Origin of the sequence: Streptacidiphilus monticola, from assembly GCF_042658505.1 — a bacterium.
In the GTDB taxonomy this organism is placed as follows: domain Bacteria; phylum Actinomycetota; class Actinomycetes; order Streptomycetales; family Streptomycetaceae; genus Streptacidiphilus; species Streptacidiphilus monticola.
The window spans coordinates 24,723-34,083 of sequence record NZ_JBHSQJ010000048.1; the positions used below are offsets into that span (position 1 = coordinate 24,723).

Consider the following 9,361-nt stretch of genomic DNA (forward strand, 5'->3'; position numbering starts at 1 on the left):
CGTTGCCCCGGTTCGGTCCGTGATCGAACCGGGGTACGCTGACGGTCGTGGAGAACAACGGGGGAACGTCGTTCGAACTGGCCGGCAGCGGGGCCGAACCGCTGGAGCCCGGGGACCCGCGCCGGATCGGGGACATCCCGCTGGTGGGCCGACTCGGCTCGGGCGGCATGGGCCGGGTCTACCTCGGTGTCGCCGGCGAGCGCTATGCGGCGGTCAAGCAGGTGCTGCCGCACTTCGCCGAGGACGAGAACTTCCTGCGGCACTTCGGCCACGAGCTGGACAACCTGTCCCGGCTGCCGGCCGAGGTGTCCGCGGAGCTGCTGGCCAGCGACCGCGACGCGCGGCCACCGTGGTTCGCGACCGCCTACATCCCCGGTCTCACCCTGAGCGACGCCCTCGCCCTGCACGGCGGGCCGTTCACCGCACCGGAATTGTGGCTGCTGCTGCGGGAGGCCGCGGCCGGGCTGCGGGCCGTCCATGCCCTGGACATGGTGCACCGGGACCTCAAGCCCTCCAACGTGATGCTCACCAGGGAGGGCGTCACCCTGATCGACTTCGGCGTCGCCCGCGCCGCCGACCAGAGCCGGCTGACCCGCACCGGCATGATGGTCGGCACGCCCGCCTACATGTCACCCGAACAGGCCACCGCCTCCAAGGGGTTGACCGGGGCGACCGACGTCTTCGCGCTCGGCTCGCTGATCGCCTACGCCGCGACCGGCACCCCGCCGTTCGGCGAGGGCTCCGGGGTCGACCTGCTCTACCGCATCGTGCACGCCGAGCCCGACCTGGAAGCCTTGCGCGCCGTCGACCGCGACCTGGCCGAGACGGTCGCGGCCTGCCTGGACAAGAACCCGCACGGGCGGCCCACGGCCGCGCGTCTGGTTCGACTCGCGGCGAGCAAGGGGACGTTGGACGCGCCCGGCTGGCCCGCGGCCGTCATGGACCGGCTGGCCGAGCGGGCGGCCTTCGCGGACCGCGCCGTACCCGAGCTTCCCGCTGAGCCGGAGCCCGAGCCGGGGTCGGCGGCCGGGCCGGGACCGGTTCCGGCGTCGGAGCGCAGCACGGCCGTGGTCCGGCCGACGGAGCGGCGGGGACGCAACCGGCTGGTGCTGGCGGTGGTCCCGCTGGTCGTGGTGACGGGTGCCACGCTGGCAGTGACGGTGCTCCCGACGCTGACGGCCCCTCAGGCCGAGACGCCCAAGGGCGGTGCCTCGGCACCGGTGACCGGGGTGGCGGGGGCCGGGCCCACGGCGTCGGGGTCGGCGACGGCGTCAGGGGCGGTGTCCTCTTCCGCCGGCCCCTCGGGCTCGGCGTCGGCAGGCACCTCCTCCGTGCCGCCCGGGGCGACCCCGGCGCCGGGGGGAGCGGGTGGCGGCCAGGGCGCCGGTTCGGGCAACTCCGGTGGTTCCGGCAGCGCAGGCGGCTTGGCCGGCTCCGGCGGCGGGAACGGAGGCGGTTCGACCACCACGAGGAGCACCGCCCCGGCGGGAGGGGGGTCGACCACCACCAGGGCCGCATCACCCACCACCGTGCGCACCACCGCGCCCGCCTCGGCGGGATCCTTCGCACTGAAGAACGCGAGCAACGGCGAGTGCCTGGCCGTGGACGCCTTCAACAACGGCCTCACCTGGGACTCGTGCTCGGCTTCCGCCTCGCAGTGGTTCACCCGCTCCGCCGCCGGGGGCGGCTACCAGGTCGTCAGCAAGAAGACCGACTCGCTGTGCCTGCAGGCCGGCATGTTCAACAACAACTCGACGGTCGGCAGCTGCGGCTCCAGCGGGCTGCAGTCCTGGTACTCCGGTTCCAACGGCAGCATGGCCGACCACTACGACGGCAACTGCCTCGACCTCGCCTTCGGCGGCGGTGTCACCACCGCCTCTTGCTCGGGCTCTGCCTCCCAGCACTGGAGCCGGGTCTGATCCGGCACCGGCCGGTGCCGTGGGGCTGGATATCCTGACGCCATGCCACCCCGCGTCCTCCTGCTCGGCCTGCTGCTCGCGGTCGCCCTGGCGGCCTGCCTGGTGGCGCAGCCGCAGCACTGGTTCACCGCGGCCCAGCTGCACGCGCTGGGCCCGTGGGCGCCCCCGGTGTTCGCGGGCGCGGTGGCGGTGGGCGCGGCCACCTTCCTGCCGAAGCCGCTGATGGCGGCGGTGGGCGGCGCGCTGTTCGGCTTCCTCCCCGGCCTGCTCCTGTCGGTCGCCGGGACCGTCGCCGGGTCGGCGCTGGCCTTCGCCGTCGCCCGGTCCCTGGGACGGGAAGGCCTGCGTCCGCTGCTCGAGCGCAACCGCTGGGGCCGCCACTGGGAGCGGATGGACGCCCAGTTGACGCACCGTCCGTTCCGCACGGTGCTGGTGCTGCGGGCCGTCCCCTTCGTGCCCTTCCAGGCGATCACGTTCGGGGCGGCGCTGAGCGGCATCCGGCAGCGCCACTTCCTGGCTGGGACCGCGCTGGGCGTCGTCCCGGCCCTGGCCGTCGGCACGGCGGCCGGAGCGGCGCTGACCCGTCCCGGGCCCTGGAACCTGGCGCTGCTCGCCGTCGCCGCCGTGCTGGTCGCGGCGGTCCTGCTGCTCCGCCGGCTGCGGGCCCGACCGGCCTGAGGCCGGCCGGTCGACGCGCTCCGCGCGAGCCGACCGGGAAGGTCGGGGGTCCCCCGATGGAGGGAAGCGCGTCCGGGAGCCCGGTGCCGGGGTGGCTGCCCGCCTAGCCTCGCGAGGGTGAGAGTCGTCGGCGGGTTGGTGGTCCTGGCGGTGGTCGCCGTGGTCGGTGCGGCGTCGGGAGGCGGTGCCGGTCCGGAAGAGCCGCAGGAAGCCGGAACCGCGGGGGTGCAGGCCGTGCCGGGAGTGTCGGCGCGGGCCTTCGAAGGACGGCTCGCCGCGTCGGGCTGGCAGCTGACGTTCCGTCACGAGGCCCTGGGCAGGCGGGGCCAGGGGACCGGTCGCGGGCTCGCGGTGGAGGTGGCGGAGCGGGGCGAGGGCTCGCCGCTCGGCATGCTGACCGGGGTCACCTGCCGGGCCACGGCGGCGGGCGGCTCGGCAGGGGCGGAAGCGCTGGACTTCCTGGACGCCTGTGTGCCCTCGGACGCGCTCGATCCGGTGCACCACTGGATGGTCGGGCGCTGGGCGGCGCACGCGTCCTCGTCCGTGCTGGTGCTCGGGGAGCGCGTGTTCCGGCTGTCCGCCGACTCCGGTGGCGCGCGGGACCTCAGCGTGGACGCCAGGTAGCAGCCAGCCGTTCGGGCCTGGGCCGGACCCGGGCGGGCGGTGTCCCTTTACGGGGGCTGATTCGCGGCGTTCGCGTGGGTTCCGACCGCGCCTCAGGCACAGGGGGCTCGAACCGGGAAGTCCGTCCCCCTCATGTCCGTTCCCGGTCCTGGCCGCGGAGGCGGACCAGGGCGACTGCACCTGACCGTCCGAAGGCACCCCGAGGGAGTCGGAGGCCCCCGCTCCGGCCGCGGCGTAGAACCGGGCCGCGACGCAGCACCCGGGAGAACCCGCCCGCGCGTGCTGGTCCGATGGGGTGAGCGGGCGGTGTGGTGGGCCGACCGGGAACGGGGCCGGTGCTGGCATGGGGGGATGTTCTCCGCGCCCGTCCCGCCGCCCGCTCCGGCCGTGTCGATCAGTGTGACGGACGGTCAGGGGACGGCACGCACGGACGCCCGGCTCGGCTACGTCGTCACCGTACGGAACGAGGGCAGCGTTCCGCTGCGGGGCCTGCGCCTGGAGCAGCGCGTGCCAGGCCCCGCAGGCGGCCTGACGGCGGGTCAGGGCGGCAGCGCCCACGGCGACGTCGTCAGTTGGACGGTGGACCTGCCCGGCCGCACCAGCAGGCGGTTCCACGTCGAGGCCGTGGTCGGGCGGTCCGCCAGCAGTGACGCCCAGCAGAGCAGGCTCGTGGTCACGGCCTGCGCCTTCCCGGTCGGGGACCGGATGCCCGGCGTCTGCGCCACCGATCTCGACCGGCTCGCGGTGTCGGCCCGGTCGGTCCCCGCCGCGGGCGGGGGAGCCGTCTCGACGTCGGCGGGCATCGCCGCCGCCCTCGCCGCGGCGGTCGGCGGGGCGCTCCTGGTACTGCGTCAGAGGTCGCGCCGGTTCAGGCTGGACACCGCGGTGAGCGCGGCGAGCGAGGACCAGACGGCGTAGGCGATCCAGGCCCCCGCCATCGTCGTCGGATAGGGCGCGCCCGGTCCGTGCTGCCTGCCGGAGCCGGAGATGCGGCCCCAGGAGAACAGCAGCGTCGCGTGGTCCACCAGCGCGGGCCAGTAGTGGTCGTCCCGCAGGAAGGCCGGCACCAGCAGCAGCACGACCACGACGGCGACGATCGCGGCAGCGGTGTGCCGGGCCACGGCGCCGAGGCCCAGCCCGGCCAGGCCGCTGATCGGGGCGAGCAGGGCGGCGGCGAGGGTGGCCCGGAGCGCGACCGGGTCGCCGAGGGACAGGCCGGTGTGCCGCCCGGACAGGACCGCCTGGCTGAGCCAGCAGGCGAGGACGGCGAGCAGCAGGCCGTAGCCGGCGAGCGCCGCGGCGAGCACGGTCGCCTTGGCGGCCATCAGCGCCCGGCGGTCCGGCACGGCGGCGACCGACGTACGCAGCAGGCCGGACGCGAACTCGCCGGTGACGGCGAGCGCGCCGACGCAACCGCAGGTGAGCATGAGCACGAAGGCGGCCTCGGTGCCGAAGGCGTCGTTCAGGGCCCAGGCCGGCAGGAACTCGGCACGGACGTCCGCGCCGTAACGCGGCCAGTTGCGGTAGTCGGCGAGCGCGGAGTCGAAGGCCAGGGCGAGCACCACCAGTGCGGCCAGCAGCAGCGTCCACCTGGTCGAGCGAAGGGACCGCAGCTTGGTCCACTCGGCCGCGAGCAGGTGCCGGAACCGGGGCCGGGGTTCGCGGGCGGGGGCGAGGGCGAGTGCGGTCATCGGGGGTCTCCTGCCAGGTACTCGACGCGGTCGGCGGTCAGTTCCATGAAGGCGTCTTCCAAGGACGCTTCCCTGGTGGCGAGTTGATGCAGCACCAGGCCGTGGCCGGCGGCCAGCTCGCCGATCCGGGCGGCGGGCAGACCGGTCACCAGCAGCCGCCGTTCGCCCTGCGGCGCGGCGGTGGCGCCGGACGCGGCCAGCAGGGGGGCGAGGGTCTCGACGTCCGGCGCCTCCACCAGGACGGCGGACGGGGCACTACGGGCGGCGAAGCTCTCCAGGCTTTCGGCGGCGACGAGCCGGCCCCGGCCGATGACCACCAGGTCGTCCGCCGTCTGCTGCATCTCGCTCATCAGGTGGGAGGAGACGAAGACGGTCCGCCCTTCGGCCGCGAGCCGCCGGAACAGGCCGCGCACCCAGTGCACGCCCTCCGGGTCCAGCCCGTTGACCGGTTCGTCGAAGACCAGCACCGGCGGGTCGCCGAGCAGGGCGCCCGCGATGCCGAGCCGCTGCCGCATGCCGAGTGAGAAGCCGCCGACGCGGCGGTCGGCGACGGCCTCCAGACCCACCTCCGCCAGCACCTCGCGGACCCGGGCGGGAGCGAGGGCGTTGCTCTGTGCCAGCGCGGTCAGGTGGGCGCGGGCAGTGCGGCCGCCGTGCACATCCCCCGCGTCCAGCAGTGCGCCGACATGCCGCAGGGCGCGGGGGAGGCGGCCCACGTCGTGGCCGTCGACGGTCGCGCGACCGCCGGTCGGCCGGTCGAGACCGAGCAGCATGCGCAGAGTCGTGCTCTTCCCGGCCCCGTTGGGCCCGAGGAAGCCGGTCACCCGCCCGGGGCGGACGGTGAAACTCAGTCGGTCGACGGCGGTGGTGCGGCCGTAACGCTTCGTCAGCTCGTGGACTTCGATCATGGCGTCCACGGTGCCCGTCGCGAGGGCTCCCGGGCATCGCGCGGCGGGCCACCGCCTCGGCGCCCCAGGGTGGTCCCGAGGCGTACGCCTGCGGGCCGATGCCTGGTGGGGTGGGGTGCTGCCTATGATCGCCGGGTGGAAGCGACGGGGACGGGAGCGGCGCAGTGGCGCGCCGGCGACACGGGGCGGCTGGAGCTGCGGATCCGGCGGACCGTGGCCGGCTGCCTCGGGATCGCGCTGCCGTTCGGCAGCGCCCTGTACGAGGTGACCGTGACCGGGCCGCCCTCCCGGCACACCGACGGGCTCGCCCTGCCGCTGTTCCTGCTCGCCGCCCTGGTCGGCTGCGCGGCCCTCGCGTGCGCCAGGCGGCAGTTGACGTCCTTCTGCCTGCTGCTGGTGGCGGCCTGGGCCACCGCGGCGGGGAGCGGCTCGGCCCTGGCGCTGTTCGTCGTGTACCTCGGTGCCGGTCTCTGCCTCGGGCTCATGGCGGTCACCCGGTCCCGGCGCGCCTCGCTCGGCGCGGCCTGGGCGGCCTCGGCGAGCCTGCTGTGGTACGTCCTCTTCCAGATGTTCGTCCGCCGGTCCCCGGTCGAGGTGGCCGCCGTCGTCGCCGTCGGGCTGGCGGCCTGGCTGGCCTGGGTGCTGGGCCGCTCGGCACGGCAGCGCGCCGAGTACCGGCAGGCGCTGCGGGCGCAGGGCGAGGTGCACGCGGTGACCGCCGAACGGCTGCGCATCGCAAGGGAGTTGCACGACATGGTGGCGCACAGCGTCGGCATCGTGGCGATCCAGGCCGGCATGGGGGCCCGGGTCTTCGACGAGCAGCCGGAGGAGGCCCGGCGGGCGCTCCAGGCCATCGAGGCCACCAGCCGGGAGGCGCTGGCGGGGCTGCGCCGGACCGTCGCCGGTCTGCGCCGCTCGGCGGCCGAGGCCGCCGCGTCGGACCCGAGTCCCACACTGGCCGACCTGGACCGCTTCGCCGCCGCGACGGCGGGGGCCGGCGTCGCGGTGGCGGTGGAGCGGTGCGGCCGGCCCCGACTGCTGGGCGCGGACGTGGAGTTGGCGGCCTACCGGATCGTCCAGGAGTCGGTCACCAATGTCGTCCGGCACTCGGGGGCGGACCGCTGCACGGTCCGTCTCGACTACGGCGCGGACGCGCTGGTTATCGCGGTCACCGACCGCGGTCGCGGCGGCGCGCCGCGGATCGGCGGCTTCGGTGTCGCCGGGATGCGGGAGCGGGCCGAACTGCTGGGCGGCGCACTGGACGCCGGACCCCGCCCCGAGGGCGGGTTCGCGGTGACGGCGCGGCTGCCGCTGGGGGAGGCGTCATGACGGTGCGGGTGCTGCTCGCCGACGACCAGCCGCTGATCCGCACCGGCCTGCGCGTGCTCATCGACGCGACGGCCGACCTGCGGGTCGTCGGCGAGGCGGCCGACGGCGACGAGGCGGTCGCGCTGGCCGCCGAGGCGGCGGCGGACGTCGTGCTGCTGGACATCCGGATGCCGGGCACCGACGGCATCGAGGCGACGAGGAGGATCCGCGCCGCGGCCGACCCGCCCCGGGTGCTGATGCTGACCACCTTCGACGAGGACGCGCACGTCTACGGCGCGCTGCGCGCCGGGGCCTCCGGCTTCCTGGTCAAGGACATGGCCCTGGACGACATCCTCGCGGCGATCCGCGTCGTCGCCGCCGGGGACGCGCTGCTGGCGCCGGGGGTGACCCGGCGGTTGGTCGCGGAGTTCGCCGCGCGGCCCGAAGCCGCGTCCGCGAAGCGGGAGTTGGCGCCGGTCACGGACCGCGAACGCGAGGTGCTGACGCTGGTGGCCCGGGGCCTCACGAACGCCGAGATCGCCGCCGAGCTCTACATCACCGTCGCGACGGCCAAGGCGCACGTGGCGCGACTCCTCACCAAGCTGGACGCCCGGGACCGGGTCCAACTGGTGATCCTGGCCTACGAGTCGGGCCTGGCGGGCGGCTGATCCCGGCAACGGGCGCGCGGGACGGCTACTTGAGCAGGCGGGACAGCCGGCGGTCGGCCAGCGGCTTGCCGCCGGTCTGGCAGGTGGGGCAGTACTGGAGCGAGGAGTCGTGGAAGGAGACCTCGCGGATGGTGTCCCCGCAGACCGGGCAGGGCTCGCCGGTGCGGCCGTGCACCCGCAGGCCGGACTTCTTCTCCGCCTTGAGGTCCTTGAGCGGCAGCCCGCGGGCGCGCTCGACGGCCTCGGCGAGGGTGGCCTGCAGGGCGGCGTAGAGCTGGGCCGTCTCCTCGGAGGTGAGCTTGGCGGCGAGCTTGTACGGCGACATCCGCGCCGCGTGCAGGATCTCGTCCGAGTAGGCGTTGCCGATGCCGGCCAGCACGCTCTGGTCCCGCAGCACGCCCTTCACCTGGCGCCGCTCGTCCGCGAGCAGCGCGGCGAGGCGTTCCTCGGTGAAGTCCGCCGCCAGCGGGTCCGGCCCGAGGCGGGCGATGCCAGGCACCAGTTGCGGATCGGTGACCAGGTAGATCGCGAGCCGCTTCTGGGTGCCGGCCTCGGTGACGTCGAAGCCCGCGCCGTTCTCCAGCCGGACCCGCAGGGCGAGCGGGCCCTTGCCGGGGCGCGGCGGGGCCTCCGGGACGGCCTCGCTCCACCGGACCCAGCCCGCCCGGGCCAGATGGAGGACCAGGTGCAGCCCGCCCGACCGCAGGTCGAGGAACTTGCCGTGGCGCGCCGCCCCGTCGAAGGCCTGCCCCTGCAGGGCCGTCAGCGGCGGGTCGTACGTCTTGAGCGCGTGCACCGCCACCGGGAACACGCGCTCGACCGACTGGCCGACCAGGTGCTCGGCCAGGAACCGCGTCAGGGACTCGACCTCGGGCAGCTCGGGCATGGGTCCAGTCTGCCGTGAAGCACCGACAGCGGCCCTGCGCGCCGCGTCGTCACCGCCCGGGTGGTCGAGGAGTGCGCCCCAGCTCGGGCCGGCCCGGCCGCGCAGCGGGGCGGCGGCCGTAGGCCCCGCCCAGCTGATCAGGGACTCCCTCTCGGCGGCGTGGCTCCGGAGGGCATCCGGCGGTCCGGCCGGCCGAGGTCGGCCCTCGGAACCGTGCGTCTCGAAAACTGTGCGGGACGCGGTGTCCGGTACCGGCCCGCGCGTTCGTCACTAGGGTGACCATCCACCGACCACCGGAAGGAAACCCGGACCATGAAGTACCTGATGTTCGTCTGCACCGACACCGAGCCCGACACCGACCCCGCGCCCGGGCCGGACATCGACGTGTGGGTGGACGAGAACGACGCCGCCGGGCGTCGGCTGCAGGGCATGGTGCTGGCGCCGAAGTCCACGGCCACGACCGTGCGGGTGAGGAACGGTCAGCTCCTGGTCACCGACGGCCCGTTCGCCGAGACCAAGGAGGTGATCTGCGGCTTCGACCTGCTCGAGTGCGCCGATCTGGACGAGGCGATCGAGGTGGCCCGCGCCCACCCGATGGCCCGCGGCGGGCGCATCGAGATCCGGCCGCTGGCGGACTTCGAGCAGTGAGCCACGGCAGTCCGGCCCGGGCGGGCGGCCG

10 protein-coding genes are annotated in these 9,361 nt (G+C 75.3%); 7 read left to right on the forward strand and 3 right to left on the reverse strand.

The annotated features are described in order from the left end of the window. The first annotated feature begins 47 nt into the window (after positions 1-47). The 4 genes from ACFP3V_RS12560 to ACFP3V_RS12575 all read left to right on the forward strand — a co-directional run bounded on the left by ACFP3V_RS12560 (position 48) and on the right by ACFP3V_RS12575 (position 4,139). On the forward strand, positions 48-1,919 hold the full coding sequence (locus tag ACFP3V_RS12560) for a serine/threonine-protein kinase (RefSeq protein WP_380583048.1): 1,872 nt from the start codon (positions 48-50) through the stop codon (positions 1,917-1,919). Positions 1,920-1,961: 42 nt separating this feature from the next. Next, entirely contained in the window at positions 1,962-2,597 is a 636-nt protein-coding gene (locus tag ACFP3V_RS12565) for a TVP38/TMEM64 family protein (protein WP_380583049.1), read from the forward strand. A 117-nt stretch (positions 2,598-2,714) separates the two neighbouring features. Then, on the forward strand, positions 2,715-3,221 hold the full coding sequence (locus ACFP3V_RS12570) for a hypothetical protein (RefSeq protein WP_380583050.1): 507 nt from the start codon (positions 2,715-2,717) through the stop codon (positions 3,219-3,221). Between the two features lie 387 nt (positions 3,222-3,608). Further along, positions 3,609-4,139, forward strand: coding sequence for a hypothetical protein (locus ACFP3V_RS12575; RefSeq protein ID WP_380583051.1), 531 nt, complete (start codon positions 3,609-3,611; stop codon positions 4,137-4,139). Here the strand turns inward: ACFP3V_RS12575 and ACFP3V_RS12580 are convergent. Then, positions 4,073-4,912 (reverse strand): ABC transporter permease, encoded by an 840-nt coding sequence (locus ACFP3V_RS12580; RefSeq protein ID WP_380583052.1) that lies wholly within the window; start codon positions 4,910-4,912, stop codon positions 4,073-4,075. The two genes, ACFP3V_RS12575 and ACFP3V_RS12580, sit on opposite strands and share 67 nt — an antisense overlap. Next, entirely contained in the window at positions 4,909-5,820 is a 912-nt protein-coding gene (locus ACFP3V_RS12585) for an ABC transporter ATP-binding protein (RefSeq protein WP_380583053.1), read from the reverse strand. Before ACFP3V_RS12585 ends, ACFP3V_RS12580 begins: the two co-directional genes overlap by 4 nt. A 135-nt stretch (positions 5,821-5,955) precedes the next feature. Between ACFP3V_RS12585 and ACFP3V_RS12590 the strand changes: the two genes are divergently transcribed. Both ACFP3V_RS12590 and ACFP3V_RS12595 read left to right on the forward strand, forming a co-directional pair. Beyond that, positions 5,956-7,149 carry a sensor histidine kinase gene (locus ACFP3V_RS12590; RefSeq protein ID WP_380583054.1) on the forward strand — a complete coding sequence of 398 codons (1,194 nt, stop codon included), beginning with the start codon at positions 5,956-5,958 and terminating at the stop codon, positions 7,147-7,149. After that, positions 7,146-7,796 carry a response regulator gene (locus ACFP3V_RS12595; RefSeq protein WP_380583055.1) on the forward strand — a complete coding sequence of 217 codons (651 nt, stop codon included), beginning with the start codon at positions 7,146-7,148 and terminating at the stop codon, positions 7,794-7,796. Before ACFP3V_RS12590 ends, ACFP3V_RS12595 begins: the two co-directional genes overlap by 4 nt. A 25-nt stretch (positions 7,797-7,821) precedes the next feature. Here ACFP3V_RS12595 and ACFP3V_RS12600 read toward each other — a convergent pair whose 3' ends face one another. Then, entirely contained in the window at positions 7,822-8,682 is an 861-nt protein-coding gene (locus ACFP3V_RS12600; RefSeq protein ID WP_380583056.1) for an Fpg/Nei family DNA glycosylase, read from the reverse strand. A gap of 312 nt (positions 8,683-8,994) precedes the next feature. Between ACFP3V_RS12600 and ACFP3V_RS12605 the strand changes: the two genes are divergently transcribed. Then, complete coding sequence (locus ACFP3V_RS12605; RefSeq protein ID WP_380583057.1) at positions 8,995-9,330, forward strand: YciI family protein; 336 nt, start codon at positions 8,995-8,997, stop codon at positions 9,328-9,330. Positions 9,331-9,361 lie beyond the last annotated feature (31 nt).

Bases quoted from the DNA above. Each gene is read 5' to 3' on its own strand.
- ACFP3V_RS12565 (WP_380583049.1), top strand. From the start codon at position 1,962: ATGCCACCCCGCGTCCTCCTGCTCGGCCTGCTGCTCGCGGTCGCCCTG.
- ACFP3V_RS12580 (WP_380583052.1), bottom strand. From the start codon at position 4,912: ATGACCGCACTCGCCCTCGCCCCCGCCCGCGAACCCCGGCCCCGGTTC.
- ACFP3V_RS12585 (WP_380583053.1), bottom strand. From the start codon at position 5,820: ATGATCGAAGTCCACGAGCTGACGAAGCGTTACGGCCGCACCACCGCC.
- ACFP3V_RS12595 (WP_380583055.1), top strand. From the start codon at position 7,146: ATGACGGTGCGGGTGCTGCTCGCCGACGACCAGCCGCTGATCCGCACC.
- ACFP3V_RS12600 (WP_380583056.1), bottom strand. From the start codon at position 8,682: ATGCCCGAGCTGCCCGAGGTCGAGTCCCTGACGCGGTTCCTGGCCGAG.
- ACFP3V_RS12605 (WP_380583057.1), top strand. From the start codon at position 8,995: ATGAAGTACCTGATGTTCGTCTGCACCGACACCGAGCCCGACACCGAC.